A 26,774-nucleotide genomic window follows, 5' to 3' on the forward strand; every position below is an offset into this window, starting at 1 on the left:
CAAGATTCGATGAGAGAGGACGTGCACCATGGAACTTACCGCAGGTCACGTTTGGGTCATGGTAGCGGCAGCCCTGGTGCTGTTCATGACGCCCGGTCTGGCATTTTTCTACGGCGGCATGACCCGCGCCAAGGCAGCCCTGAACATGATGATGATGAGCTTCATCTCCATCGGCATGGTGGGCGTCGTCTGGGTGCTGTGGGGCGCCTCCATGAGCTCCGGGGAAGGGTTCATGGAGATCGTGGGCAACCCGTTCGCCACGTTCGGCCTGGAGGGAATCACCACCCCTGACGGCCTGATCAAGGTCGGCTACGCGGCCACCTTCGCCATCATCACCGTGGCACTGATCAGCGGCGCCATCGCCGACCGCGCCAAGTTCGGCGCGTGGTCGGTCTTCGTTCCCGTGTGGGTCACGCTGGTGTACTGCCCGCTTGCCTACATGGTGTGGGGCGGCGGCCTGTTCGGTCCCGAAGGCGCGATCGGCAAGGCCCTGGGCCCCGCCATCGACTTCGCCGGCGGCACCGTGGTCCACATCAACGCAGGTGTGGCGGCACTGATCCTGGTCCTGATCATCGGCAACCGCAAGGGCTTCGGCAAGGACCCCAACCACCGCCCGCACAACATTCCGTTCGTCATGCTCGGCGCGGCCATCCTGTGGTTCGGCTGGTTCGGCTTCAACGGCGGTGCGGCAACCACTGCCGAGCAGGGCGGCCTGATCTGGATCAACACCCTCGCAGCCCCGGCAGCAGCCATGCTCGGCTGGTTGGTGACCGAGCGCATCCGCGACGGACACCCCACCTCCCTCGGTGCCGCTTCCGGCGTCGTGGCAGGCCTTGTGGCCATCACCCCGGCCTGCGCCAATGTCAGCCCCGTCGGTGCCCTCGGCCTCGGCGTGGTCGCCGGTGTGGCCTCCGCCCTTGCCGTCGGCCTGAAGTTCCGCTGGGGCTTCGACGACTCCCTGGACGTCGTCGGCGTTCACCTGGTCTCGGGCATCATCGGCACCGTGTCCCTGGGCTTCATCGCACTGCCCACCGACGGTGCCGGCGGCGGCCTCTTCTACGGCGGCGGACTCACCCAGCTGTGGGCGCAGCTCGCGGCAGCCGGCATCGCCATCGCCTACTCAGCGGTCCTGACGGCCATCATTGCGCTGGCCATCCACAAGACCATGGGCTTCCGGGTCTCGCAGGAACAGGAAACGGTGGGTGTGGACCTCAGCCTGCACGCCGAAACCGCCTACGAGTTCGGCCTCAGCGGCCACGGCGGAAGCTTCCAGCCGCTGCACGACATGATCACCGGCAAGGGCCAGGGCGAGTCCCCCGAGGCGGTCCCGTCATCATCCGGTGCGCAAAAGGCACAGCCGGCAACAGGTAAGGAAAGCGTGGGGGCATGAAACTGATCACTGCAATCGTCAGGCCGGAAAAGCTCGATGCAATCCGGGAAGGGCTGGAAGCCTATGGGGTCCAGGGCCTGACCGTCAGCGCAGCCAGCGGCTACGGCCGGCAGCGCGGCTACACCGAGGTCTACCGCGGAGCGGAATACAACGTGGACCTCCTGCCCAAGATCCGGGTGGAAGTCCTGGCCACGGACGAGCAGGCCGATGACATCCTGGACGTGATCATTGCCAGTTCGAACACCGGCCGGGCCGGGGACGGCAAGGTCTGGACCATGGACGTGCATGAAGCGGTGCGGGTCCGGACCGGGGAACGCGGAGTGGCTGCCATCTAAGGCGCACACCACGGCCCCTCCGGGGACAACTGAAGACTGATGCAGGACGGGCGGGAACCGAAAAGTTCCCGCCCGTCCTGCCTGTCGTCGGGGCTCAGTCCTTCTGCCGGTTGGTGGGCCACGACGCCGGCCCGGCCGAGCCGGCGTCGTACTCCTCCAACGGGACGCTGTTCTGTTCCCACGCCCTAAGCACCGGCTCAACAATCCGCCAGCAGTCCTCTGCCGTGTCGCTCCGGACGGACAGCAGCGGGTCGCCGGCCAGGACACCCTCCAGCACTTCACCGTAGGGCAGGAGGTCCGAGGCGCTCAGTTCCGCTTCCAGGGTGACCCGGCCCAGGCTGAAGATGTTCCCGGGTCCGTTGACGTCGACGTCGAACTCCAGCGTGTCCGGACCAAAGCCGATCCGCAGCTGGTTGGGGGAGTCCACGCCGGTAAACCCCTTCGGGAGGTGGGGCACCGGGAGGAACGTGACCACCGCTTCCTTGCGCTTGTCCCCGAGGGCCTTGCCGGAGCGCAGGATGAAGGGAACGCCCCGCCAGCGCCAGTTGTCGATTCCCACCTCGATCTCGGCCAGTGTCTCAGTTCCCCGGCCGGCATCCACCCCGTCCTCCGCGGTGTAGTCGGGCACCTGCTTTCCCGCCACCGAACCCGCCGTGTAGCGGGCCCGCCGGGAATCAGTGACGGGATCCTTGACGCTGCCGGCGCGGAGGACGGCGGAGACCGCATCGCGAAGATCGCGCTCGCCGATGGTGGCCGGAGGCTCGATCGCCATGATGGCCATGACCTGCAGGAGGTGGCTCTGGATCATGTCGCGGAGGGCGCCGGCACCGTCGTAGTAGCGCGCACGGCCTTCCAGCGCCAGGTCTTCGTCAAAGAAGATCTCCACCTTTTCCACATGCTGCCGGTTCCACACGGGTTCCAGGAAGTTGTTGGCGAACCGCAGGCCCAGGATGTTCAGGACCGTGGCCTTGCCCAGGAAATGGTCCACCCGGTGGATGTGGTCCTCCGGTACCAGGCGGCCAAGGGTCCGGTTCAGCGAGCGGGCCGACTCCTCACTGGAACCGAACGGCTTCTCCATGACCAGCCGGGTGCCTTCCGGAACCTCTTCCGGCTGGAGTGTCTCGCAGGCCAGCTGGCTGATACGCGGCGGAAGGGCAAAGTAGACCGCCACCGGCCCTTGCAGCCCGGCGAGCAGGGCTGCGAGGGCGCCCTTCTCCGTCACGTCCACCTGGTGGTAGGCCGTTTCCTTCCGCATCGACTCCAGGGCTTCCTTGCCGGCATCACCTGCCGCGCCGGCAGCAGCGGCGAAGGATGACTCCACCCGCCCGCGCCACTGTTCCGGCGTCCACGGATCCGAGCCGGCGCCCACCAGGGCCAAGCCTTCCGCACGGCCGGCCGCAACAAGGCGGGCCAGGCCCGGCAGGAGGAGCCTGCCGGTGAGGTCGCCCGAGGCGCCGAGGATGAGCAAGGTCTTCACAGTCGTTTGGCTCGTCATTTGGCCAGCATGCCATCTACCGTGCCTGACTTGATACCCTAGGTAGTCGAGTCCCGATCATCTCCTGAAAGAAGTTCACGGCGCGTGTTCAATTCACTCTCTGACCGGTTGACAGCAACCTTCAAGAATCTCCGCGGCAAGGGCCGCCTTACGGAGGCCGATGTTGATGCCACCGTCCGGGAGATCCGCCGTGCCCTTCTGGACGCTGACGTCGCCGTTCCGGTGGTCCGCGAGTTCACCGGGCGCGTCCGCGAACGCGCACTGGGCGCCGAAGTCTCAGGCGCGCTGAACCCCAGCCAGCAGATCGTCAAGATCGTCAACGAGGAACTCGTGGAGATCCTCGGCGGTGAAACCCGGCGGATTCGGCTGGCAAAGAACGGCCCCACCGTCATCATGCTCGCCGGCCTCCAGGGCGCGGGCAAGACCACCCTGGCCGGCAAGCTGTCCAAATGGCTGAAGGCCCAGGGCCACAGCCCCATGCTGGTGGCCTGCGACCTCCAGCGCCCTAACGCCGTCACCCAGCTCCAGGTGGTAGGCCAGCGCGCCAACGTGCCGGTCTTCGCCCCGCACCCCGGAGCCACCTCCACGGAACTGGACCAGCCCGCCGGTGATCCGGTCGCCGTCGCCCGCGCCGGCGTGGAGGAAGCACGCCAGAAGCTGCACGACGTCGTGATCGTTGACACCGCCGGCCGCCTTGGCGTGGACGCCGGGATGATGGAGCAGGCCCGCCAGATCCGCCGCGCCATTGTCCCGAACGAAGTGTTGTTCGTGATCGACTCGATGATTGGCCAGGACGCCGTCAACACGGCGCTCGCGTTCGATGAAGGCGTGAACTTCACGGGCATCGTGCTGTCCAAGCTCGACGGCGATGCCCGGGGTGGTGCCGCGCTGTCCGTTGCGTCGGTCACCGGCAAGCCGGTCATGTTCGCCTCCACCGGTGAAGGCCTGGACGACTTCGAGCTCTTCCACCCGGACCGGATGGCCTCGCGCATCCTGGACATGGGCGACATCCTCACGCTCATCGAACAGGCCGAAAAAGCGTGGGACAAGGACGAAGCTGCCCGGATGGCGAAGAAGTTCGCCGACCAGGAAGACTTCACCCTCGAGGACTTCCTGGCCCAGATGCAGCAGATCCGCAACATGGGCTCCATGAAGAAGATGCTCATGATGATGCCGGGCGCCCAGAACATCCGGCAGCAGCTGGAGCAGTTCGACGAGCGGGAAATCGACCGCGTCGAAGCGATCGTCCGGTCCATGACCCCGCACGAGCGGCTTGCGCCCAAGATCATCAACGGCTCGCGTAGGGCCCGTATTGCCCGTGGTTCCGGCGTACATGTGTCGGAGGTCAACGGCCTGCTGGAGCGCTTCGCCCAGGCCCAAAAGATGATGAAGAAGATGGCCCAGGGCGGCATGCCGGGGATGCCAGGGATGCCCGGCCTTCCCGGAGCCGGGGGCGGCGCGCGGAAGAACGCAAAGAACGCACCCAAGAAGAAGGCAAAATCCGGCAACCCCGCCAAGGCCGCACAGGAGCGCAAGGACGCGGAAGCCCGCCGTGCCAACGCCGCCAAGGCGCTCCCCACCGGCGCCGCGTTCGGCCAGCAGGGCGGCGACTTCGACCCGTCCTCGCTGAACCTCCCCAAGGGCTTCGACAAGTTCCTGGGCAAGTAGGAGTTTCCCAGCATCAGGAAGCGCCAGGTGCCGTTTTGACCGCTCAAGACGACACCTGGCGCTTTTTCGTGGGGATGTCGGCAGCGTGGAATAGGGTTGGGACATGTTCAAGCAGAGGGTAGTTTTCGTGCACGGCGCCGGAAGTTTCGGTGCCGCCGCATGGCCGCGCCAGCACGGCATGGCGCTGTCCTATGACGCCCTGTTCCTCCGCCGGCACGGCTACGATGCCGCCGCGGAGCCGGTGGAATCGTCGTTCACGGAAGATACCGCGATCATCCTGCGGTCCCTGGGCGACGACGGCCGTGGCGCTGCCGGCGGACACGTCGTTGCGCACGCCCAGGGGGCAATCGCCGCCATGATGGCCGCCGTCGAACGCCCGGACCTCGTCTTTTCCCTGACCCTGGTGGAGCCCGCCTGCCTGTCCCTGACGGCGGAACTGCCGGCCACGGCCGCCCACATCCGCCTGATGCAGCCACTGTTCGACGTCCGCCGCCAGCTCAGCGATGACGACTTCCAGCGCGAGTTTGTCCGCCGGATCTACGCCACCGACCTGCAGCAGCCTGCCACCACCGAGGAGAAGCGGTCCGCGCGGCGGCTGCGGCTCCAGGAGCCTTCCTGGGAAGCGCCGTTGCATATTGTTCCCGGCGTCCCCACCTTGGTCCTGACTGGTGGCTGGGAGCCGCTCTACGAGGAAATTGCCGGCTACCTCCGGGAGACCGGCGCCCTGCACCGCGTTGCCGCGGGCGGGCACCGGCCCCAGGACTCCCGGGACGGGGACCGGGCCATCCGCCAGTTCATCAGCGGGGTCGGCAGGAGCCAGCCAGCCCGGGCGTCCTAGCCGTCAGCGGGGACCCGCAGCTCCGGCAGGTAGACCTTGCCGCCGGCTGCCAGGAACTCCTCGCTCTTCCCCCGCATGCCGGAGGCCAGGTACGCCAGCGCCGCCTGCGCGTCCGCTGAGCCATATTCGTCCCGGATGTCCTGGCTGATCCGCATGGAGCAGAACTTCGGACCGCACATGGAGCAAAAGTGCGCCGTCTTGGCCGGTTCGGCCGGTAGCGTCTCATCGTGGAACGACTCCGCGGTCACGGGGTCCAGGGACAGCGCGAACTGGTCCCGCCAGCGGAATTCGAATCTCGCCTTGGACAGCGCGTCATCGCGCTCATGCGCCCCGGGGTGGCCCTTGGCCAGGTCCGCGGCGTGCGCTGCGATCTTGTACGTGATCACGCCCGTTTTCACGTCGTCCTTGTTGGGCAGGCCCAGGTGTTCCTTCGGCGTGACGTAGCAGAGCATGGCTGTGCCGTACCGGGCGATCTCGGTGGCGCCAATGGCCGAGGTGATGTGGTCATACCCGGGCGCCACATCCGTCACCAGGGGCCCCAGGGTATAGAAGGGCGCACCCTTGCACAGCTCCTGCTGCCGCTCCACGTTCTCGCGGACCAGGTGGAAGGGAACATGGCCCGGCCCCTCCACCATCACCTGCACGTCGTACTCCCAGGCCCGCTGCGTCAGTTCGGCGAGGGTGTCCAGCTCAGCGAACTGCGCGGCGTCGTTGGCGTCCGCCGTCGAACCGGGGCGGAGGCCGTCGCCCAGCGAGAAGGCGACGTCGTATTTGGCGAAGATTCCGCACAGCTCGTCGAAGTGCGTGTACAGGAAGTTCTCCTGGTGGTGGGCCAGGCACCAGCCCGCCATGATGGAGCCGCCCCGCGAGACAATACCGGTGACGCGGTTGGCGGTGAGCGGGACATAGCGGAGCAGCACGCCCGCGTGGATGGTCATGTAGTCCACACCCTGTTCGCACTGTTCGATCACGGTGTCCCGGAAGATTTCCCAGGTCAGGGCGTTGGCCTCGCCGTTGACCTTTTCCAAGGCCTGGTAGATGGGGACGGTTCCAATGGGCACCGGGGAGTTGCGGATGATCCACTCCCGCGTGGTGTGGATGTCATCGCCGGTGGACAAGTCCATGACGGTGTCCGCGCCCCACTGGGTTGCCCACTGCAGCTTGTCCACTTCCTCGGCGATCGAACTCGTCACGGCCGAGTTGCCGATGTTCGCGTTGATCTTCACCAGGAAGGCCTTGCCGATGATCATGGGCTCGGATTCCGGATGGTTGATGTTGTTGGGAATGATGGCGCGGCCGGCAGCCACTTCGCTGCGCACCAGTTCCACATCGCAGTTCTCGCGCAGCGCCACGAACCGCATTTCCTGCGTGATGACGCCCTGCCGGGCATAGTGCATCTGCGTCACCGTCCGGCCGTCGACGGCGCGGCGGGGCACGGGCTGCGCGCCCTTCCACTCCGCGGAGGCGGCTCCGCGGCGGACGGCCGAGCGGCCGTCGTCCAGCAGGTTGCGTTCCCTGCCGCTGTAGGCCTCGGTGTCTCCGCGCGCCACGATCCACTCCGCGCGGAAAGGCTCCAGGCCGCGGACGGGGTCGCTTCCCGGCCCCGCCGTCCGGTACGTCCGGAACGGTGCGTTCGGCTGGCCGTTGGGGGACGGCTCAAGGGCAATTTCCGTCACCGGTACCCGGATCCCGGACGCCTCATCCGCGAGGTAGGCGAGGGAATGCGACTTCAACGACTGGGTTTCCGGCGGCATTGACGCGCCACCGGGCACCCTGTCAGACGGCTGGAGGGCAGGGTTCAATTGGGTGTTTTGCGTACTCAAGGGAATACTCACTTCCTTCGCCGGCATTACCCGGACAGGTTCAACGGTCGCAGGCTGCGTCAGCCCGATCTCAGCCCCTGCAAGGGCACCCGTGTGGTCAGGAACGAAGCTACCACAGGCGCCTGGAGCGGCCTTGTCATAATTGCGGTGCTAGCCTGGCCGGGCATCGAAAGGAGCCCCATGGCAGGCATCATCCACTTCCGCGGCCCCGTCCTGACTGCACCGGACACGGTGCGGCACGGGCTCTGGTCCGTGGACGGCAGGCTTACGTTCAGCCGGCCGGCGGCTGCTCCGGACCGGGTTTTGGATGGCTGGGTGCTGCCGGGCTTCGTGGACGCCCACTGCCACATTGGGCTTGGGGCCACTGGTCCGGTCGAGCCCGCGGCGGCCAGGGACCAGGCGGAGGCGGACCTTAGCGCGGGAACCCTGCTGGTCCGGGACGCGGGCTCGCCGGCAGATACCCGCTGGATGCAGGGCGGAGTGGACTTCCCGGTGCTGATCCGGGCCGGGCGCCATATTGCCCGGACGCGCCGCTACCTGCGGGGCTTCGCCGAGGAAGTGGAACCCGAGGGCCTCGTGGAGGCCGTCCGGAAGCAGGCGCGCGACGGCGACGGCTGGGTCAAGCTCGTGGGGGACTGGATTGACCGGAGCGCCGGCGACCTGTCGCCGTCCTTTCCTGCCGCCGTCGTACGCGATGCCGTCCAGGCGGCACACGACGAAGGTGCCCGGGTAACAGCGCACTGCTTCGCCGAAGATACCCTGGACCAGGTGCTGGACGCGGGCATCGACTGCGTCGAGCACGCTACCGGGCTCCTTCCCCGCCACGTGCCCCGGTTCGTGGAGCAGGGCGTACCGATCGTGCCCACGCTCATCAATATCGCCACCTTCCCCGACATTGCTGCGCAGGCGGAGCCCAAGTTCCCGCGTTATGCCGCCCACATGCGCGCCCTCTGGGAAGGCAGGATGGAGCGGGTGGCGCAAGCCCATGCCGCGGGTGTACGCATCTTTGCCGGTACCGATGCCGGCAGCGTGATACGGCACGGCAGGATCACGGACGAAATCCTCGCCCTGCACGGCGCCGGCCTGCCCATGGAGGCGGCCCTGGACGCCGCCTGCTGGGCAGCCCGTGCGTGGCTGGGAGCGGACGGGATGGAGGAGGGTGCCCGCGCCGACGTCGTTGTATGCCGGGAAGACCCGCGGGCGGCACCGGAGACCATTACGGCCCTGGAGCACGTGGTGCTGGGCGGGCGGATTATTCGCTGACAAAATACGGCTCACGGAGGACTTGGAATAAATTGAAGCTTCAAGTAATTTTAACGTGTGAGAGGCCGCCAATGGGACGGCCGCCAATGCTAGGAGCCTTCAATGACCGCATCAGCCAGCAGCCAGGATCTTCTTCCTGCCGACCTCGCCATGGGCACCGTGATGCTCAAGGTGGGCGACATGAAGGTCATGACCGACTACTACCAGTGCGCACTGGGCCTTGAGGTGGTCGCCGAACAGGACGGCGGGCTCTACCTTGGCCGCCTGGGCCGGCCGTTGGTCCACCTTGCGCCGGCTCCCGGACTGCACCTTCCCGGCAGGGGAGAGGCGGGCCTGTTCCACACCGCGCTCCTCTTCGAGGACCAGGCTTCCCTCGCCGCCACCGTCGCCACTGCCGCGCAGTACGAGCCGCGGGCCTTCACCGGCAGTGCCGACCACCTGGTCAGCGAAGCCTTCTACTTCACCGACCCCGAGGGCAACGGCATCGAACTGTACTGGGACCGTCCCCGCAGCAACTGGTCCTGGAACGGGACGGACGTAGTCATGGACAGCCTGGCGCTCCCGCCGCAGCGCTACCTCGAGCAGTACCTCACCGAAGAGTCCCTGGAGGGACAGCGGCAAACGGCCGCCGGCGTGGGACACGTCCACCTCCAGGTTGGCGATGTGCAGACCGCCCGGGATTTCTACGTGGGCACCCTGGGGTTCGAAAAGACCGCAGGCTGGCACGGGCAGGCACTGTTCGTTTCCGCAGGCCGCTACCACCACCACATGGCCATGAACGTCTGGAACAGCCGCGGCGCCGGTCCGCGCAAGGACACCCTTGGGCTTGGCGAGGTGCTCATCGAGGTTCCGTCCGGGGACGACGTCGGAGCGCTGACCGACCGCCTCAAGGTTGCCGGGGTGCCGGCCCACCACACCGGCTGGGAGCTTCGGTTCGAGGATCCGTGGCGCAACCGTATCCGCGTCGCCGTCCGCTGACCGCTGCGGCCTCCTGCGCCACTCCGCGGGAGGCTGGTCCGGCGTGCGAGGGCGGCCCCGCAGCTACTAGGCTGATTCCGTACGGCCGGGCGGCAGGAAGTGTCCGGCGCGCAGTTCCGCCAACGGAAGAAGGACACGAGCCATGGGCTTCACCGAGATCTTTGTCGCCACCCATGACGCCGCGCTGAAACATGCCGGCCTCCTTGATGAAGGCCGCAGCGCCTCCGCGGGGGACACTGCTGCGGTCCGGATTGAGGGAATCAGCGATTTTGAACTGGAGCAGCTTGGCGATCTTGCCGGGACGGCCGTCCATGCCGGCGGAGCCGACTACGAGCTGACGATGGTGGACGTCGCCAGCGACTCCCTCCTCGCCGTTCCGCCGGCCATGGTCCGCGCCCTGGCGGACCTTCTCACTTACGAAACCGAAGGCGAGGGCAACGTCCTGGACGACGTCGCCGAACAGTGGGCCGCCCAGGAGGACATGCCGTTCGGGGCCGCCCAGGCGCGGACGTATGTGCAGCAGCTCGCGGCGCTCGCCGCCGGAATCAATGATTCGGAGCGGACTGGACTCTACGTCTGGTCCGCCTGACCCTCCCGGCCGCGCCCGGGAAACCCTCCCGCTAAGTCACCGGCGGCTGCGCCAAGTCGAAATAACGGCGTTCATCTGGCACAATAAACAGGTACTCGATCTGCGTGGCCCCTCTCTCCGCGTCCGGATCCTGTCCTTCGAGCCCGCAAGTACGGCCCGCCCCACGGGTGCAGAAAGCCGGGTTCACCCCTTTTTCTGAAACAGGAGTGACCACAAAAGTGGCCGTAAAGATTCGCCTTAAGCGCTTCGGCAAGATGCGCGCCCCGTACTACCGCATCGTCGTTGCGGACTCACGCACCAAGCGTGATGGCCGCGCCATCGAGGAGATCGGCAAGTACCACCCCACCGAAGAGCCCTCGTTCATCGAGGTTAACTCCGAGCGTGCCCAGTACTGGCTGTCCGTCGGCGCCCAGCCGTCCGAGCAGGTTGCCGCGATCCTGAAGATCACCGGTGACTGGCAGAAGTTCAAGGGCCTGCCGGGCCAGGAAGGCACCCTCAAGACCAAGGTCGCGAAGGAAGCTTTCGTTGCTCCGGAGAAGGGCTCGGTCATCATCCCGGAAGCCATCACCAAGAAGGCCTCCAAGTCTGACGCTGCCGAGGCCCCGGCCGACGCCGAAGCTGAGACCACCGAGGCTGAGTAGATTGCTGGCAGAAGCGCTGGAGCACCTGGTCCGCGGGATCGTTGATTCCCCGGACGACGTCAAGGTCAGTTCAAAGAGCAACCGCCGCGGGGACACCCTCGAGGTGCGCGTTCACCAGGACGACCTCGGACGGGTGATCGGCCGCCAGGGCCGCACGGCACGCGCACTGCGCACCGTGGTGGCAGCACTGGCCGGCGGCGAACCGGTAAGGGTCGACGTCGTCGACACCGACCGCCGCCGCTGAGCGCTCGGCAATATCCAGTTTGCTCCGGCCCCTTCACCACCAGGTGGAGGGGCCGGAGTTCTTTCCCAGCACAAAGCTTCACCAGCACCACCACAACCCGGAACAGAGGAACAGATGCAGCTTCAGGTGGCACGGATTGGCAAGCCGCACGGCATTCGCGGGGAGGTCACCGTCCAGGTGCTTACGGACGCCCCGGAAGACAGGTTTGTCCCCGGAACGGAGTTCGTGGTGGAGCCTTCAGCGTCCGGCCCGCTGACTGTGAGCAGCGCGCGCTGGAACAAGGACATCCTGCTGCTCGGTTTTGAAGAAGTGGCGGACCGTAACCAAGCCGAGACGCTCCGCGGCGCCAAGCTCTTCATCGAAACCGAAGAGCTGGACGAGGACGACGACGAAGGCTGGTATGAGCACGAACTGGTCGGCCTGGAAGCACGGGTCGAGTCCCGGGTGGTGGGCAAGGTGACAGCCCTCAACACCATGCCGGTCCAGGACCTGCTGGTGGTGACCACCCCGGGTGGCGACGAGATCCTCATTCCGTTCGTGGAACAGATCGTCCCTGAGGTGAACATCGATGAAGGCTTCATTCTCCTCACCCCGCCGGACGGCCTCTTCGGCATCAACTCGGACGAAGCCGCCGCCCCGGAAGCGGAAGGCAACGCCTAGATGCGGATCGACGTCGTCAGCATCTTCCCCGAATACCTCGCCCCGCTTGAACTCTCGCTGATCGGCAAGGCCCGCCAGGACGGCATCCTGGACCTGCATGTCCATGACCTGCGCAGCTTCACCACGGACAAGCACCGTTCCGTCGATGACACCCCATACGGCGGCGGCGCCGGGATGGTCATGAAGCCCGAGCCCTGGGCGCAGGCACTTTCAGCCGTAGCCGAGGGGCACCCGGATGGGGACCGCAAGCCCGTGTTGATTGTTCCTTCGCCGGCGGGGGAGCGGTTCACCCAGGCCCTCGCTTACGAGTTGGCCGAGGAGCAGCACCTGGCGTTTGCGTGCGGGCGGTATGAGGGCATCGATGAGCGGGTCATCGAATGGGCGCAGGAGCACTTCACGGTCCGGCCCGTTAGCCTCGGCGACTACGTCCTGAACGGTGGGGAAGTGGCGGTCCTGGCCATGGTGGAGGCCATTGGCCGCCTGCTGCCGGGGGTGGTGGGAAATCCCGAGTCGCTGGTGGAGGAATCACACTCCGACGGGCTGCTGGAATACCCGGTCTACACCAAGCCCTCCGTCTGGCGGGAGCGCGAAGTGCCCCCGGTGCTCCTCAGCGGCAACCACGGCCGGATCGCACAGTGGCGCCGCCACGAACAGTACCGCCGGACGGCGGAGCGCCGTCCGGACCTGCTCGAAGGGTTCGACGCCGGCAGCCTCCCGCGCGCGGACCGCACCGAACTGCACAACCTGGGCTACGACGTCGTGGACGGCAGGCTTGTCCGCCGCCCCGGCACGGCAGCTGCACAGTCGGGCTAGCGGCGGCGGAACGCCGGGACTAACTCCGCCCGAATTGGCGTAACCCTGCCGCTGTGGCAAAATTAACCCTTGTGTCTGCTGGGTCCGCACCTGCCACAGGGGGTAGCGCGGCCAACAGCCCGACAACCGGCTCCCTCAACCCTTGAAGCAGCCGGGACTTTACTTCGGCGGTGAGCCCCCGGCCTGCTTTCCAGCAGCCGGACTTGCCCGCCGTGACCCAAAGTGAATGACCTGTGGCGTTCACCAGGAGTGCAATCATGCATATTCTCGATTCCCTCGACGCAGCCTCGCTGCGCAACGATGTTCCGCAGTTCCGCGCGGGCGACACCCTCAAGGTGCACGTGAACATCATCGAAGGCAAGAACACCCGTGTCCAGGTCTTCCAGGGCTTCGTCCTGGGCCGCCAGGGTGACGGCGTTCGCGAAACCTTCACGGTCCGCAAGGTTTCCTTCGGTGTCGGTGTGGAGCGTACCTTCCCGGTGCACTCCCCGATCATCGAAAAGATCGAGGTTGTCACCAAGGGTGACGTCCGCCGCGCCAAGCTGTACTACATGCGTGCGCTGCGCGGCAAGGCTGCCAAGATCAAGGAAAAGCGCGACTTCAGCACCGCAAAGTAAGTCTTCCGGACTTACTGCCAGCTGGAGCGCGGCCGTACCCGGCAAGCGCCGGAGCAATGCACCAGCGCCAGGATACGGACCATGCACCAGACAAAACGCCAGCCCCGCAGAATGGGCTGGCGTTTCGTCTTTCCGGCGCTGATCCTTGCCATCGCCATCAGCGGTTTGGTCAGGTCCTTGTGGCTCGATGTCTATTTCATTCCCTCGGAGTCCATGGAACCGCTCCTGGAAGGCGGCGACCGGATCCTTGTCTCCCGCACCGATTTCCAAACCGAACCTATCCGGCATGGCGACGTTGTCGTCTTCGACGGGCGCGGGAGTTTTGCGCCCCTGAACAGCGGCAAAGGCCCTTTGGTGGATGCCATTGCATCCGCGATGCAATGGGGCGGGCTGGCCGGCAGCGACACTACCTACGTCAAACGCGTGATCGGCCTTCCCGGTGACACCGTGGTCTGCTGTGATGCCGGAGGGAAAGTCGCGGTCAACGGGACAGCACTGGATGAGCCCTATGTCTTCCCCGGGGATGCGCCGAGCACGCAGAAGTTCAATACGGTGGTCCCCGAGGGCAGGCTGTGGTTGATGGGGGACCACCGTTCTGTTTCCGCCGATTCACGCAGCCTGCTCGGTGCTCCGGGAGGCGGACTCGTTCCACTTGACCGGGTGATCGGCAGGCCGGTCCAGATCCTCTGGCCGCTTGATAGATTTGCCCCAGTAGCACGGCCGCCTGCACCGGGGCCCACAACAGAGAACGGACGGTAAATGCCCGAGAACCAAGCGCGGAACCCTGAACCGCGCCATGACGGCGCTTCCGAGGAACCGGCCGTTCCAGCTTCTTCTTCCGAGCCGGGCGAAGGCACTGGGCCGGAAGCTCCCGCCAGCAGGCGGAGTAGGTTGGGGTCCAAAGCCGCCGGCAAGTCCGCCGGGAATCCCTTCCTGGGCTGGCTGAAGGAAATTGCCACCGTGGTTGTCATCGCGGTGGTGCTGTCTTTCCTTATCAAGACCTTCCTCTTCCGCGCCTTCTTCATCCCGTCCGAATCAATGGTGAACACCCTGGACGTCGACGACAGGATCTTCGTCAACCTCCTGGTTCCCGAGCCTTTTGCCCTGAGCCGCGGCGACGTCGTCGTCTTCCGTGACACCAAGGGATGGTTGCCGCCGGCCCCGGCCAAGGCACAGGGCCCCTTCACCTGGGTCCAGGACGGACTGACGTTCGTGGGGCTCCTGCCGGACAACTCTGAGCAGCACCTCGTCAAGCGGGTCATCGGACTGCCGGGCGACCACGTGGTCTGCTGCGACACCGGCGGTAAACTGACCATCAACGGCACTGCCATCGACGAGACGTACATCAACCCCGCCGAAGTCCCGCAGGTCCGCAACTTCGATGTCACCGTCCCGGAGGGCAAGGTGTGGGTGATGGGTGATAACCGGAACCACTCCGCAGACTCCCGCGCGCACATGGAGACCGACGGCGGATTCGTCGACCTCAAGGACCTCGAGGGCAAGGCTGCCGTGATTGCATGGCCGCTGAACAGGATCAAGACGCTGGACAACTACCCGGACGTCTTCAAGAGCGTTCCGGCGGCCCGCTGACCATGTCCTCCGCGGTACAGGCTTCCCCAGCCACCCCAGCGCGTCCGGCCCGCAAGGCTGCCGCCAGGGGAACCAAGGCGCCAACGCTGCGGCATGAGCGCACCTTCAAAGCCCAGGGAATCCGGTTCCTGGCCGGCGTTGACGAGGTGGGCCGGGGAGCGCTTGCAGGACCCGTGAGCGTGGGAATCGCCGTCGTGGATCTTGAGCGCCAAAAGCCGCTCGCCGGGGTGCGCGACAGCAAGCTGCTGAGCCCGGCCGAGCGGGAACGGCTCGATCCTCTGGTGCGGCGCTGGAGCGTGGCCTCCGCGGTGGGGCACGCCACCGCCGGGGAGATCGATTCACTCGGCATCATCGCCGCCCTACGGCTTGCCGGAACCCGTGCCTGGGGCAGCATCATCGCCGCGGGCGTTGTCCCGGAAGCTGTGCTGCTGGATGGAAGTCACAACTGGCTCTCACCCGCAGACCAGCTGTCCCTTTTCGACCAGCCCGTCGTGGAGGCCGCCTGCGAGGCCCCGGTGCATACCAAGGTCAAAGCCGACATGCAGTGCCTCAGCGTGGCCGCCGCGAGCGTCATCGCGAAGGTGGAGCGGGACCGGATGATGCGCCACCTGCACACCGAATACCCGGATTACGGCTGGGACATCAACAAGGGCTACGCCACGGCAGCCCACCGGTCCGTCCTCCGCGCAGCCGGGCCGACGCCCTACCACCGGGTGAGCTGGCGCCTCCTGGGCGGCGAACTCCAGGACGCAGCGGGTTCCAACGTGGACGCACCGGACCGGGACTGACAGCGGCCTCCGGCGCCGGGGGCGCCGGAGATGGTGCAAGATGGAAGCATGAGTGCCGAAGATCTTGAGAACTATGAAACCGACATGGAGCTTCAGCTCTACCGTGAGTACCGCGACGTCGTCGGTTTGTTCAGCTACGTTGTCGAGACCGAGCGGCGCTTCTACCTGGCCAACCACGTGGACCTCCAGGCCCGCAGCGCCGACGGCGAGGTCTACTTCGACCTGACCCTCCAGGACGCCTGGGTCTGGGACGTCTACCGTTCCGCCCGCTTCGTGAAGAGCGTCAGGGTGCTGACCTTCAAGGACGTCAACGTCGAGGAGCTGCCCCGCAACGAGGAGCTCGCGCTGCCCAAGGATGTGGACCTGGGAAACTAGGCACCGGCTGCAGCCCAACCTTCCCTCCACACCGGCCCCTGTCCACATAGGACAGGGGCCGTCTGTTTTCGGCCTGCGTCCGCCGCCAGGCTGGTTGCGGAGGTGGACATGAAATCCAAAGACCTGTTGGGCCGGCGCGGCGAAGACCTCGCCGTGGGTTATCTCGAAGCGCTGGGCATGCTGGTGCTGGAGCGGAACTGGCGGTGCCCCGGGGGTGAGATCGACATCGTTGCCCTGGACGGTGATGCGCTGGTCATCGCCGAAGTCAAAACGCGCCGCTCCCTGGACTACGGCCACCCGTTCGAGGCGGTGGGCCCGGAAAAGCTTGCGCGGCTGCACCGGCTGGGTGCCGCATGGTGCCGTGACCGCGAGCTGCGGATGCCGCTGCGGCGCGTGGACGTCGTCGCGGTCCTGGACGACGGCGGCGGGGAACCCCTGGTGGAGCACCTCAAGGGGGTGGGGTGATGGCCTTGGGACGGACCTACTCAGTGGCCCTCGTGGGCCTGAACGGCTACATGGTTGAGGTTGAGGCGGACATCGGCCAGACCCTCCCGGCATTTGTCATCCTGGGATTGCCGGATGCGTCGCTGAACGAGGCCAAGGAGCGGATCCGGTCTGCGGCGAAGAACTCCGGGATTCCGCTCAGCCGCCGGAAGATCACCGCCAACCTCATTCCGGCCTCGCTGCCCAAGCGCGGATCCGGGTTCGACCTCGCCGTTACTATGGCCGTCCTGCGGGCCGCGAACGACATCAAGCCCACCGGGAACACCGTCTTCATCGCCGAGCTGGGGCTCGACGGCAGGCTCCGGCCGGTAAGGGGAATCCTGCCGGCGGTCATGGCAGCCGTGCGGGCCGGCTACCCCGAGGTCGTCGTGGCCCACGCCAACCTGGCCGAGGCCTCCCTTGTCCCGGGCGCGACGGTACGGGGCTACCGCACGCTGGCCAGGCTCGCCCTCGACTTTGGCGCCGATCCGCAGGAACTTGCCCTGGACTTCGAGCCTGACGATTCCGGGGAATCCGGTGACGGCGGGGCCCTTCCCGGCCCGTGTCCGGACATGGCGGACGTCTCCGGCCAGGGCGACGCCCGGCGGGCCCTGGAGGTCGCGGCCGCGGGTGCCCACCATCTGCTGCTCACCGGGCCGCCGGGGGCCGGAAAGACGATGCTGGCGGAACGGCTTCCGGGCCTGTTGCCCGACCTCGGCGACCATGAGTCGATGGAGGTCACCGCCATCCATTCGCTTTGCGGCCTGCCCTCCTCCACGGTGCGGCTCCTGAGGCGGCCGCCCTTCGAGAACCCGCACCACTCTGCAACCGCTGCAGCCATCATCGGCGGCGGGTCGGGGCTGCCCCGGCCGGGCGCGGCTTCCCGTGCGCACCGGGGCGTGCTCTTCCTTGACGAGGCACCGGAATACGAACGGCGGGTCCTGGATGCCCTGCGCCAGCCCCTGGAAAGCGGGGAACTGGTGATACACCGCTCTGCCGGGACCGCGGCGTACCCGGCCCGCTTCCAGCTCGTGCTTGCGGCCAACCCGTGCCCGTGCGGCAAGGCCTCGGGCAAAGGGCTGGACTGTACCTGCACTCCCGTGATGCGCCGACGTTACCTCGCCAGGATGTCCGGGCCCCTGCTGGACCGGGTGGACATCCAACTCCAGGTGGAGCGGGTTTCGTTGACAGATTTCGGTCAATCCGGCGCCGAAGAGGACACCGCGTCCGTGGCGGGCCGGGTACGGGAGGCCCGTTCCCGGCAGGCTGAACGCCTTCAGCGCTTTGGCCTCGAGACGAACTCACAGGTGCCCGGACGGATCCTGCGCGGGGACCTGCGCCTCGCTTCCGCAGCAACGCGCATCCTGGACCAGTCGCTTGAGCGCGGAGTCCTGACTGCCCGCGGGTACGACCGCGTCCTTCGGCTCGCCTGGACCCTTGCGGACCTGGGGCGCCGCGACGCGCCCGACACCAACGACATCGGGCAGGCGCTGGGCCTCCGGCAGGCCACGGCGGCCGCGGCATGACAGCTGGCCAGAACGGAACGGACTAATGGAACTGCGGGTGGAAAAGGAACGGGCCGTGGAAAAGACGCGGGACATGGAAACGGAACGGCTGGCGCGGGCCGCCCTCTCACGGCTGATGGAACCGCAGGATGCGGCGGGCCTGGCCCTGGTGCAGCTTGCTGGGGCGACGGAGGCACTGCGGATCGCCACAGGTCGGGTGGCGGCCGGCCCTGACCTGGAGCGCGACATCACGGCACTCCTGGCAGACAGCGGATCGGCCGGCAGCTGGGCCGGACTGGCAGCAGCTCTAAGGCGTTGGCAGCCGCGGATCCCCGACCTCGCCCCCGAACGCGACCTGGCCACCATGGCCAGGCTGGGCGGACGCGTCATCATTCCCGGCGATGAGCTGTGGCCTGCCCAGCTTGCGGACCTTGGAATCCAAGAACCTATCTGCCTGTGGTGGCGCGGGCAGGAACAGCCGCTGCCTGCACTGGAGAAGTCCATCGCCCTCGTGGGGTCCCGGGACAGCACCAGCTATGGGGCAGCGGTCACCGGAGACCTCGCCTACTCCCTGGCGCAGCGCGGCTATACGATTGTTTCCGGCGGCGCTTACGGAATTGACGCCCATGCGCACCGGGCTGCCCTTGCCGGCGGATCCGCAGCCGTGCCTACCATCGCTGTCATGGCCGGGGGAGTGGACAGGTTCTATCCTTCCGGAAACGAAGACCTGCTGCGGGCTGTCGCCAACCAGGGCGCAGTCCTGGCAGAGGTACCACCGGGATCCGCCCCGACCCGCTACCGCTTCCTGCAGCGGAACCGGCTGATAGCTGCCCTGTCCGCGGTGACAGTAGTGGTGGAAGCGCGCTGGCGGTCGGGCGCCCTCAACACGGCACACCACGCTGAGACGCTGGGCCGCGCCGTCGGCGCTGTCCCCGGGTCTGTCCACAGCGCCAACTCCGCCGGGTGCCACCGGCTTCTCCGGGACGGAGGGGCAGTCTGCGTCACCGATGCGGCGGAAGTGGCCGAGCTCGCCTCGCCGAGCGGAACAGGACTGCCTGAGCAACGGGCTTCAGAAGCGGCAGTCCAGGACGGGCTGACCCTGGAGGACCTGATCCTGCTGGATGCGCTGCCGCTTCGCTCCACCACGTCGGTGGAAAAGCTTTCGGTCGTGGCCGGACTGGGGCAGGATTCCGTCCGGGCAGGACTTGGCAGGCTGGGGTTGCTGGGATTGGCCGTGGCGGAGCGGGGTGGCTGGAAACGCGGCAAAGGGTAACCGTGTCAGCACGCCGGGCAGCACATGCAGCTGGGAAAGTAGAGGAGTGGAACATGAACAACTGCCCGTGGAACTCGGGAAGGCAATGGACGCGTTCGCCGGCTATCTGTCGGGGGAGCGCGCAGTCTCGGAGCACACCAAGCGGGCTTACCTGGGCGACCTGCATAGCCTCCTCGCCCACGCGGCATCGGAAGGCGTGGCAGGACTGAAGGACCTTGAACTGGGCACTTTCCGCCGCTGGCTTGGGACCCAGAGCTCAGCCGGCGCGTCCCGGGCCACCCTGGCGCGCCGTTCCGCCACGGCCCGGGTGTTCACGGCCTGGGCGCTCAGGGAAGAAGTCATCGACGTCGACCCCGCCCTTCGCCTGAAGGCACCTAAACGGGAAGGATCCCTTCCGGGCGTGCTGCAGGCCTCGCAGCTCACCCGCATCCTGGAGGGACTTGAGGCGCAGGCCGCGGACGGCGGACCGCTTGCCGTGAGGAACCGGGCCATGGTGGAACTCCTCTACGCCACGGGTATCCGGGTGGGGGAACTTGCCGGCCTCGACGTCGACGACCTTGACCCGGACCGCCGGACGCTCCGGGTGGTCGGCAAAGGCAACAAGGAACGCACCGTCCCTTTCGGGGTTCCGGCCGCCGTGGCCGTTGACGACTGGCTCCGCCGGGGGCGCCCGATCCTTGTAAAGGACGGCAGCGGACCCGCCCTTTTCCTCGGGGCGCGCGGTGGACGTGTTGACCAGCGCCGGGTCCGTGCCTTGGTCAACACCCTCTTCGAGGCGCTGGGGGACACTGCCGCTTCCGGGCCCCACGCGCTGCGCCACTCCGCCGCCACGCATCTGCTGGACGGGGGCGCGGATCTTCGGGCGGTGCAGGAGATCCTGGGCCACAGCAGCCTGGCCACCACCCAGATCTATACCCATGTCTCGGTGGACCGCCTTCGAAAGAGCTATCAGCAGGCGCATCCCAGGGCCTGAGCGGTGTGGCTAATCGCACTGGCGTAATTTTGCGGGGTGCGGCACAATAAGAGTCACGTCCGGCAACTTTCAAGTGCGGCTTGAAGCTCCCTGAGCTTCGCGCTGCACGGCAAGTCCGGACGCGGCTTTATTCGATACATCTAAATATGCACAAGGAACCACCACCGCAGAGCAGTGCACGGCAGTTCCATCCAGGCAGAGGTCGTTGGGGAAGACGTACCTATAGCTATGGAGGATGGAATGTCTGTTGCAATGACCCGCGGTGTGCTGTTCGTTCACTCGGCCCCTACGGCGCTGTGCCCCCACGTTGAGTGGGCGGTTGGCGCCGTCGTGGACAAGCGGACGGACCTTGAGTGGACCCCGCAGCCTGCCGCCCCCGGCATGTTCCGGGCCGAGTTGTCCTGGACCGGAAACCCCGGCACGGGAGCCAAACTGGCGTCCTGCCTCCGAGGCTGGGCGCACCTTCGCTATGAGGTCACGGAGGAGCCAAGCCAGGGCGTGGACGGCGGCCGATGGTCGCACACGCCGGAGCTGGGGATTTTCCATGCCGTCACGGACGTCCACGGCAACATCATGGTGTCCGAGGACCGGATCCGCTACGCGTACGAGTCCGGCGCCGGAGACCCGGCCGCCGTCTACCACGAACTCTCCCTCGCCCTCGGGGAGGCCTGGGACGAGGAACTCGAACCGTTCCGCCACGCTGCCGAGGGCGCCCCGGTGCGCTGGCTCCACCAGGTGGGCTGACCGCCGTCGTCCGTCCCCGCGGTGGCCTGTCCCCCGCAACACTTCCATAGCAACAAAAAGGGAGGCCCCGCCTGTTGGCGGGGCCTCCCTTGGGTTTCCGGGCTGACTGCCCGGACATGGCTAGACGCTGCGGATGGCCACCACGGCGTTGTGTCCGCCGAAACCAAACGAGTTGCTCAGCGCCACGATGCTGCCGGCAGGCAGGTCACGGGCGGAGGTGACAACGTCGAGCGGGATCTCAGGATCCTGGTTCTCAAGGTTGATGGTCACCGGTGCCTTGCGCTCGTGGACGGCCAGCACGGTCAGGACCGCCTCGACCGCGCCGGAAGCACCCAGGAGGTGGCCCATCTGCGACTTGGTGGCCGAGACGGCCACGTTGTCCACGTGGGTGCCCAGCGCAGCACGCAGGGCCGTGTACTCGGGCTTGTCGCCAACGGGGGTGGAGGTGGCATGCGCATTGACGTGCACCACGTCTTCAGCCTGGATGCGGCCGTCAAACATGGCAGCCTTGAGTGCACGGGTGGCACCGAGACCTTCGGGGTCCGGGGCGGTGATGTGGTAGGCGTCGGCGGTCACGGACGTGCCGGCCAGTTCAGCGTAGATGCGTGCGCCGCGGGCCAGGGCGTGCTCTTCGGCCTCCAGGACCAGGGCGCCGGCCCCTTCACCCATGACGAAGCCGTCACGTGCGGTGTCGTAGGGGCGGGAAGCGCCCTGGGGATCATCGTTCCGGCGGGAGAGCGCCTGCATGGACGCGAAGGCCGCCAGCGGCATGGGGTGGATGGCTGCTTCTGCCCCACCGCACATCACCACGTCCGCCTTGCCGGAGCGGATGAGTTCCAGGCCCAGGTGCATGGCTTCCGTACCGGAAGCGCAGGCGGAGACGGGTGTGTGCGCGCCGGCGCGGGCACCGAGGTCCAGGCTGACGGCCGCGGCAACACCGTTGGGCATCAGCATGGGCACTGTCATGGGCAGGACCCGGCGCGGGCCCTTTTCCTTCAGCGTGTCCCAGGCATCAAGAAGCGTCCAGACGCCACCGATGCCGGTGGCAAACGCGACAGCCAGCCGGTCCTGGTCGAATTCGGTGATGCCCGAATCGGCCCAGGCTTCGCGAGCGGCGATGACGCCGAACTGGGTGGACGGGTCCATCCGCTTTGCTTCGACACGGCTGAGAACGTCCAGCGCAGGGGTGCTGCAGCGTGCGGCGAAGTGGACGGGGAGCTCGTACTTGGCGACCCAGTCGTCCTCAAGGGTGCGGGCACCGGAGACCCCTTTGAGGGCGTTGTTCCACATCGTGGGTACATCGCCGCCGATGGGCGTGGTGGCACCCAGACCGGTAATGACTACTTTGCGCGTCATGGGATCACTCTTTCGTCGGTGGGGAATCCGCCTGCACCTGTCGCAGGGTCCCGCACATATTGATGATCGGCCAGTCCCGGTCGGGGTTCTGCGCCGGATAAAAACGGCGGGCTGCCGGTCCGGTCATTCCGGACCGGCAGCCCTGCCAAGCCGTGAGACGGCGAAAAGCCTGGTGTTAGGCCTGGGCTCCGGCGATGAAGCTGACGGCGTCGCCGACGGTCTTGAGGTTCTTGACCTCTTCGTCCGGGATGCGCACGCCGAACTTTTCCTCGGCGTTGACCACGATGGTCATCATGGAGATGGAGTCGATGTCCAGGTCCTCGGTGAAGGACTTGTCCAGCTCGACGGCCTCCGGGGCCAGGCCGGTTTCTTCATTGACGATTTCAGCCAAGCCGGCCAGGATCTCTTCGTTGCTAGCCATTGGTGGCTCCTTTTCTTGTATTGCCGGCAGGGGCTGCCGGAAACGGTCCGGGCCGCGGATGCGACCCTTGGGCGTATCTAGGGAAGGACAATTACCTGTGCGCCGAAGACCAGTCCGGCTCCGAAACCGATCTGCAGGGCCAGCCCGCCGCTCAGTCCGGGGTTCTCCTGAAGGAGCCGGTGGGTTGCCAGCGGGATGGAGGCAGCCGACGTGTTGCCGGCCTCGGCAATGTCCCGTGCCACTGTAACGGTCTCGGGCAGCTTCAGCTTCTTCACCATCTCGTCGATGATGCGCATGTTGGCCTGGTGCGGGATAAAGGCAACCAGGTCTTCAGCCTGGATGCCGGCGGCATCGAGTGCCTGCTGGGCAACCTTGGCCATTTCCCACACTGCCCATCGGAACACCGTCTGTCCGTCCTGGCGGAGGGTGGGGTACAGCTCCTGGGCTTCCTCCAGCAGCGCGAGGTCGCCCGTGGAGTCGGACTGCCGGGCTGCCAGGCCCAGGTCGCGGACGTCCAGCAGTGAGCGGGTCATGCCGATGGCATCCCACCTGCTGCCGTCCGAGCCCCACACGGACGGAGCGATGCCGGGGGTGTCGGAAGGACCCACGACGACGGCGCCGGCGCCGTCACCGAGGAGGAAGGAGATGGTGCGCTCCCGGTTGTCGATGACGTCGGACAGCTTCTCGGCGCCCACCACCAGCACATACTTAGCGGTGCCGGACCGGACCAGGGCATCGGCCTGGGCAATGCCGTAGCAGTAACCGGCGCAGGCCGCGGAGATATCGAAGGCGGGCGCGGGCGTGGCACCGATGCGGTCAGCCAGGCTGGCCGCGGCTGAGGGAGTGGCGTACGGGTGGGTGACCGTGGAGACAATGACAGCGCCGAGTTCCGAGGCTTCAATGCCTGCCTTGGCCATGGCTTCGCGGGCAGCGCCTTCGGCCATATCGATCACACTGACGTCGGCAGGAGCGCGGTGGCGGGTGACGATCCCGGTGCGCTGGCGGATCCACTCGTCCGAGGAATCGATCCACTGGCACACGTCCTCGTTGGTGACGATGACGTCCGGCCGGTAAGCGCCGAGGCCGAGGATGCGGGTGTGCTCCTGGATGGGAGCCTGTTTCAGCGTGGGAACGCTCATGCGTTGCCCTCCAGTTCTGCGAAGAGCGCCAGTGCGGCGGACAGGTCATCGGGGGTTTTGACAGCAACGGTCTTGACGCCGGGCATGCCGCGCTTGGCAAGGCCTGCCAGGGTACCGGCGGGCGCCAGTTCGATCAGGCCGGTGACGCCCCGCTTCACCATGGTTTCCATGCACAGGTCCCAGCGGACGGGGCGGGACACCTGGGCGATCAGGCTTTCGACGGCGGCGCCACCGTCGGTGACTTCGCCGCCGTCGTAATTCGACAGCAGGGGCACCTTGGGGGCCACCGGGTTCAACGTCGGCGCCAGCGCCTTGAGCGCATCAACAGCGGGCGACATGTGGCTGGTGTGGAATGCTCCGGCCACCTTGAGCGGAATAACCCGGGCCTTGGCGGGTGGGTTCTCGGCAAGGGCCTTCAACTGGTCGAAGGTGCCCGCCGCCACCGTCTGGCCGGCGCCGTTGACGTTGGCAGGGGAAGCCCCGGATGCCTCGATGGCGGCCAGGACCTCGGCGGGGTCACCGCCCACCAGAGCGCTCATGCCGGTGGGGGTGACGGCTGCCGCTGCCGCCATGCTGTTGGCACGCTCCCGCACGAACGTCATGGCTTCCGCTTCGGTCAGCACGCCGGCCAGGGCTGCTGCGGTGATCTCGCCTACCGAGTGGCCGGCAAGGATGACAGGAAGGGAATTGAGCTCCACATCGAAGAGGGAGGCCGCGGCGACAAGCCCGGCAGCAACGATCAGGGGCTGCGCCACGGCAGTGTCCTTGATGGTTTCCTCGTCGGAGGTGGTGCCATGGGCTATCAGGTCGATGCCTGCGATGTCACTCAGGGAGGCCAGCTGGCCTGCCACCGAGGGAAGTTCCAGCCAGGGGGCAAGAAAACCCGGGGTCTGTGAGCCCTGTCCAGGGCAGACTATTGCAAGCACGTAACCAGCTTTCCAAATTACTGTGTGATCCAGCGGTGTTTCTCCGCACCAAGCTCACGGGGTCAGATTGTAGGAAGTCTACAATGCCTCAGGCCTGGTTCCTGGACGGCTGGCGTTCCGTGGCGGCCTTCGGCGGCGCTGAAAGACGGCCCACCACCAGTGCCGCCTGCAGCACGAAGGCCTCTCTTGGGAGCAACGGGTCCCACCCGGTGACGTCGCAGACCCGCTTCAACCGGTAGCGCACTGTGTTGGCGTGGACGAAGAGTTCCCGGGCGGTGGCCTCCAGTGAATGGCCCAGCTCCAGGTAGGTTCCCAGCGTTTCGACCAGGCCGTTGGAGGCAGCCAGGAGCGGCCGGTAGATGTTCTTCACCAGGGAACGCCGGGCGGCGTCATCCCCGGAAATCACCCGCTCGGGCAGCAGGTCGTCCGCGGCCACCGGACGCGGCGCTGACGGCCACGCCCGCGCCGCCGTCAGGCCGGCAAACGCGGACTGGGCAGAGCCGCTGGCCTCCAGCAGTGAACTGGCCTCGGGTCCGTAGACCACCGGCCCCGGGGCGAACATGTCGCTCAGCTTCACGTAAGCGGTCTCGCGGTCCTGCACCCCGCCAAGGATAAGGATCAGCCGGTCGCCCTGGATTCCCACCAGCGCGTCCTCGGCGTAACGGCCCGCCATCCGCCGTAGCTCGCTGACATAGCTGGCGCTTGGTTCCGACGGCGAATTGCCCACCATCACCGTGAAGCGCTCCTGTGCCTTCCAGCCCAGCGCCGCAATGCGGGAGCGCAGGGCATCGGTGTTCTCGCCGCGCAGAATGGCATCCACAATCAAAGCTTCCAGCCGGGTGTCCCACGAGCCGCGGGACTCTGCGGCCCGCGCGTAGACGTCCGCGGCAGCGAAAGCGACTTCCCGCGAATAGCGCAGCACGGCCTCCCGCAGGGACGGCTGGTCGGCCTCGGGTGCAATGACGGGCACCTGGTCTTCGACCACCTCCACCACGATCCTGATCAGCTGCAAGGCCTTCTGCAGGCTGATGGAGCGGGTCAGTTCAGTGGGCGCCGTCCCAAACACATCCGTCAGGATCCACGACGGAGAGCTTGGACGCTCATACCAGGTGACGAATGCCGCGATCCCGTTCTGGGCCACCATGCCCAGCGCCGATCTCTCGTCGGCGCTGAGCCGGCTGTACCAGGGCAGCGACTGCTCAAGCTTGCGCATGGTGGTGGTGGACAGTTGGCCCACGTTGGCGCGGAGCTGCTTAAGGGTTTCGGACTTCTCCGGCGTGACCTTCGGCGGCGAGGGTTTCCGCTTCGAGGACTGGCTGGCTGGTGCTGGCATTCTCTGAGCATACGGCCACCGCCGCGCAAGCTCCATTTGTGCGAAGGCTACAACGCGCCTTGCCCTGCGTCACAGCGCCCGCCGCCCCACGGCTGGTCCGCCCGGGACAGAACGACGGCGGCCCTCACCTTGTGGGGTGAGGGCCGCCGTCGTGGTTCACTGCTGGATCCGTCCAGCCGGAAGGCTAGGCTTCGCCTCCGGCGTTGCCGGTGGTGCCGGCATTGACGTTGAGCAGCTTGTACTTCTCGATTGCCTTGACCGGGGCGTCAACATCCACCTCGCCGCGGCGTGCCAGCATTTCAAGGGCACGGACCACGATGGAGTGGGTGTCGTTCTTGAAGTAGCGGCGGGCTGCTGCGCGGGTGTCGGAGAAGCCGAAGCCGTCGGCGCCGAGGGTGGCGAATTCGTTGGGGACGAACTGCCGGATCTGGTCGGGGACGGCTTTCATGTAGTCCGAGACGGCGACGATGGGGCCGGTGGCGCCTTCGAGTTGCTGGGTGACGAAGGGGACGCG

Annotated in this window: 29 protein-coding genes and 1 riboswitch; of the genes, 21 read left to right on the forward strand and 8 right to left on the reverse strand. The window is 66.8% G+C overall.

The window, feature by feature from the left end; genetic code table 11:
* The first annotated feature begins 28 nt into the window (after positions 1–28).
* A complete protein-coding gene (locus J2T23_RS05150; protein ID WP_141160147.1) occupies positions 29–1,390 on the forward strand; it encodes an ammonium transporter in 1,362 nt (453 codons plus the stop codon).
* Positions 1,387–1,725, forward strand: a complete 339-nt coding sequence (locus J2T23_RS05155) for a P-II family nitrogen regulator (RefSeq protein ID WP_141160148.1) — start codon at positions 1,387–1,389, stop codon at positions 1,723–1,725. Before J2T23_RS05150 ends, J2T23_RS05155 begins: the two co-directional genes overlap by 4 nt.
* 94 nt (positions 1,726–1,819) lie before the next feature.
* Here the strand turns inward: J2T23_RS05155 and J2T23_RS05160 are convergent, their stop codons facing one another.
* Positions 1,820–3,220, reverse strand: a complete 1,401-nt coding sequence (locus J2T23_RS05160; protein WP_307357727.1) for a glucose-6-phosphate dehydrogenase — start codon at positions 3,218–3,220, stop codon at positions 1,820–1,822.
* Between the two features lie 84 nt (positions 3,221–3,304).
* Between J2T23_RS05160 and ffh the strand changes: the two genes are divergently transcribed.
* Together ffh and J2T23_RS05170 are read left to right on the forward strand one after the other, a co-directional pair.
* Positions 3,305–4,888 carry a signal recognition particle protein gene (gene ffh / locus J2T23_RS05165; RefSeq protein ID WP_141160150.1) on the forward strand — a complete coding sequence of 528 codons (1,584 nt, stop codon included), beginning with the start codon at positions 3,305–3,307 and terminating at the stop codon, positions 4,886–4,888.
* Between the two features lie 103 nt (positions 4,889–4,991).
* Positions 4,992–5,726, forward strand: a complete 735-nt coding sequence (locus J2T23_RS05170) for an alpha/beta fold hydrolase (protein WP_307357729.1) — start codon at positions 4,992–4,994, stop codon at positions 5,724–5,726.
* Here J2T23_RS05170 and thiC read toward each other — a convergent pair.
* Positions 5,723–7,549 carry a phosphomethylpyrimidine synthase ThiC gene (gene thiC / locus J2T23_RS05175; RefSeq protein ID WP_370871393.1) on the reverse strand — a complete coding sequence of 609 codons (1,827 nt, stop codon included), beginning with the start codon at positions 7,547–7,549 and terminating at the stop codon, positions 5,723–5,725. The two genes, J2T23_RS05170 and thiC, sit on opposite strands and share 4 nt — an antisense overlap.
* Positions 7,545–7,652: riboswitch (TPP riboswitch) on the reverse strand. (Overlaps the previous gene by 5 nt.)
* A 77-nt stretch (positions 7,653–7,729) precedes the next feature.
* Here thiC and J2T23_RS05180 point away from each other — a divergent pair.
* From J2T23_RS05180 to J2T23_RS05260, 17 genes are all read left to right on the forward strand, one after another.
* On the forward strand, positions 7,730–8,812 hold the full coding sequence (locus tag J2T23_RS05180; protein WP_307357731.1) for an amidohydrolase family protein: 1,083 nt from the start codon (positions 7,730–7,732) through the stop codon (positions 8,810–8,812).
* Between the two features lie 102 nt (positions 8,813–8,914).
* Positions 8,915–9,790, forward strand: a complete 876-nt coding sequence (locus tag J2T23_RS05185; RefSeq protein ID WP_307357734.1) for a VOC family protein — start codon at positions 8,915–8,917, stop codon at positions 9,788–9,790.
* Between the two features lie 142 nt (positions 9,791–9,932).
* Positions 9,933–10,379, forward strand: a complete 447-nt coding sequence (locus J2T23_RS05190; RefSeq protein WP_141181760.1) for a hypothetical protein — start codon at positions 9,933–9,935, stop codon at positions 10,377–10,379.
* Between the two features lie 218 nt (positions 10,380–10,597).
* Positions 10,598–11,020, forward strand: a complete 423-nt coding sequence (gene rpsP / locus J2T23_RS05195; protein WP_018768286.1) for a 30S ribosomal protein S16 — start codon at positions 10,598–10,600, stop codon at positions 11,018–11,020.
* Between the two features lies 1 nt (position 11,021).
* Positions 11,022–11,264: an RNA-binding protein gene (locus J2T23_RS05200; protein ID WP_013601399.1), complete on the forward strand. Its 243-nt coding sequence runs from the start codon at positions 11,022–11,024 to the stop codon at positions 11,262–11,264.
* Between the two features lie 114 nt (positions 11,265–11,378).
* Positions 11,379–11,924 (forward strand): ribosome maturation factor RimM, encoded by a 546-nt coding sequence (gene rimM / locus J2T23_RS05205; protein WP_307357736.1) that lies wholly within the window; start codon positions 11,379–11,381, stop codon positions 11,922–11,924.
* Positions 11,925–12,737 (forward strand): tRNA (guanosine(37)-N1)-methyltransferase TrmD, encoded by an 813-nt coding sequence (gene trmD / locus J2T23_RS05210; protein ID WP_141160156.1) that lies wholly within the window; start codon positions 11,925–11,927, stop codon positions 12,735–12,737.
* Between the two features lie 257 nt (positions 12,738–12,994).
* Positions 12,995–13,354 (forward strand): 50S ribosomal protein L19, encoded by a 360-nt coding sequence (rplS, locus tag J2T23_RS05215; RefSeq protein WP_141160157.1) that lies wholly within the window; start codon positions 12,995–12,997, stop codon positions 13,352–13,354.
* A gap of 81 nt (positions 13,355–13,435) precedes the next feature.
* On the forward strand, positions 13,436–14,113 hold the full coding sequence (gene lepB / locus J2T23_RS05220) for a signal peptidase I (RefSeq protein WP_307357738.1): 678 nt from the start codon (positions 13,436–13,438) through the stop codon (positions 14,111–14,113).
* Entirely contained in the window at positions 14,114–14,944 is an 831-nt protein-coding gene (gene lepB, locus J2T23_RS05225) for a signal peptidase I (protein ID WP_141160159.1), read from the forward strand.
* 2 nt (positions 14,945–14,946) lie between these two features.
* On the forward strand, positions 14,947–15,732 hold the full coding sequence (rnhB, locus tag J2T23_RS05230; RefSeq protein WP_307357741.1) for a ribonuclease HII: 786 nt from the start codon (positions 14,947–14,949) through the stop codon (positions 15,730–15,732).
* Between the two features lie 48 nt (positions 15,733–15,780).
* Positions 15,781–16,107 (forward strand): DUF2469 domain-containing protein, encoded by a 327-nt coding sequence (locus tag J2T23_RS05235; RefSeq protein WP_056335405.1) that lies wholly within the window; start codon positions 15,781–15,783, stop codon positions 16,105–16,107.
* A gap of 108 nt (positions 16,108–16,215) precedes the next feature.
* Complete coding sequence (locus J2T23_RS05240) at positions 16,216–16,572, forward strand: YraN family protein (protein ID WP_141181757.1); 357 nt, start codon at positions 16,216–16,218, stop codon at positions 16,570–16,572.
* Positions 16,572–18,116 (forward strand): YifB family Mg chelatase-like AAA ATPase, encoded by a 1,545-nt coding sequence (locus tag J2T23_RS05245; RefSeq protein WP_307357744.1) that lies wholly within the window; start codon positions 16,572–16,574, stop codon positions 18,114–18,116. Before J2T23_RS05240 ends, J2T23_RS05245 begins: the two co-directional genes overlap by 1 nt.
* A 73-nt stretch (positions 18,117–18,189) precedes the next feature.
* Positions 18,190–19,368 carry a DNA-processing protein DprA gene (gene dprA, locus J2T23_RS05250; protein ID WP_307357774.1) on the forward strand — a complete coding sequence of 393 codons (1,179 nt, stop codon included), beginning with the start codon at positions 18,190–18,192 and terminating at the stop codon, positions 19,366–19,368.
* Between the two features lie 85 nt (positions 19,369–19,453).
* The gene (locus J2T23_RS05255; protein WP_370871396.1) at positions 19,454–20,341 is read left to right on the forward strand and encodes a tyrosine recombinase XerC; all 888 of its coding nucleotides are present in this window, start codon (positions 19,454–19,456) and stop codon (positions 20,339–20,341) included.
* A gap of 240 nt (positions 20,342–20,581) precedes the next feature.
* On the forward strand, positions 20,582–21,085 hold the full coding sequence (locus J2T23_RS05260) for a DUF3145 domain-containing protein (RefSeq protein WP_141160163.1): 504 nt from the start codon (positions 20,582–20,584) through the stop codon (positions 21,083–21,085).
* A 120-nt stretch (positions 21,086–21,205) separates the two neighbouring features.
* Here J2T23_RS05260 and J2T23_RS05265 read toward each other — a convergent pair whose 3' ends face one another.
* From J2T23_RS05265 to J2T23_RS05290, 6 genes are all read right to left on the reverse strand, one after another.
* Positions 21,206–22,441, reverse strand: coding sequence for a beta-ketoacyl-[acyl-carrier-protein] synthase family protein (locus J2T23_RS05265; protein ID WP_141181755.1), 1,236 nt, complete (start codon positions 22,439–22,441; stop codon positions 21,206–21,208).
* 175 nt (positions 22,442–22,616) lie between these two features.
* A complete protein-coding gene (locus J2T23_RS05270; protein WP_009359314.1) occupies positions 22,617–22,862 on the reverse strand; it encodes an acyl carrier protein in 246 nt (81 codons plus the stop codon).
* A gap of 77 nt (positions 22,863–22,939) precedes the next feature.
* On the reverse strand, positions 22,940–24,001 hold the full coding sequence (locus tag J2T23_RS05275; RefSeq protein ID WP_141181754.1) for a beta-ketoacyl-ACP synthase III: 1,062 nt from the start codon (positions 23,999–24,001) through the stop codon (positions 22,940–22,942).
* On the reverse strand, positions 23,998–24,927 hold the full coding sequence (locus J2T23_RS05280) for an ACP S-malonyltransferase (protein WP_307357749.1): 930 nt from the start codon (positions 24,925–24,927) through the stop codon (positions 23,998–24,000). Before J2T23_RS05280 ends, J2T23_RS05275 begins: the two co-directional genes overlap by 4 nt.
* An 88-nt stretch (positions 24,928–25,015) precedes the next feature.
* Positions 25,016–26,260 (reverse strand): PucR family transcriptional regulator, encoded by a 1,245-nt coding sequence (locus J2T23_RS05285; protein WP_141160167.1) that lies wholly within the window; start codon positions 26,258–26,260, stop codon positions 25,016–25,018.
* Between the two features lie 184 nt (positions 26,261–26,444).
* A partial coding sequence (locus tag J2T23_RS05290; RefSeq protein WP_442439567.1) for a transketolase-like TK C-terminal-containing protein occupies positions 26,445–26,774 on the reverse strand: 330 nt, incomplete at its 5' end.

Source organism: Pseudarthrobacter niigatensis, assembly GCF_030812615.1.
In the GTDB taxonomy this organism is placed as follows: domain Bacteria; phylum Actinomycetota; class Actinomycetes; order Actinomycetales; family Micrococcaceae; genus Arthrobacter; species Arthrobacter niigatensis.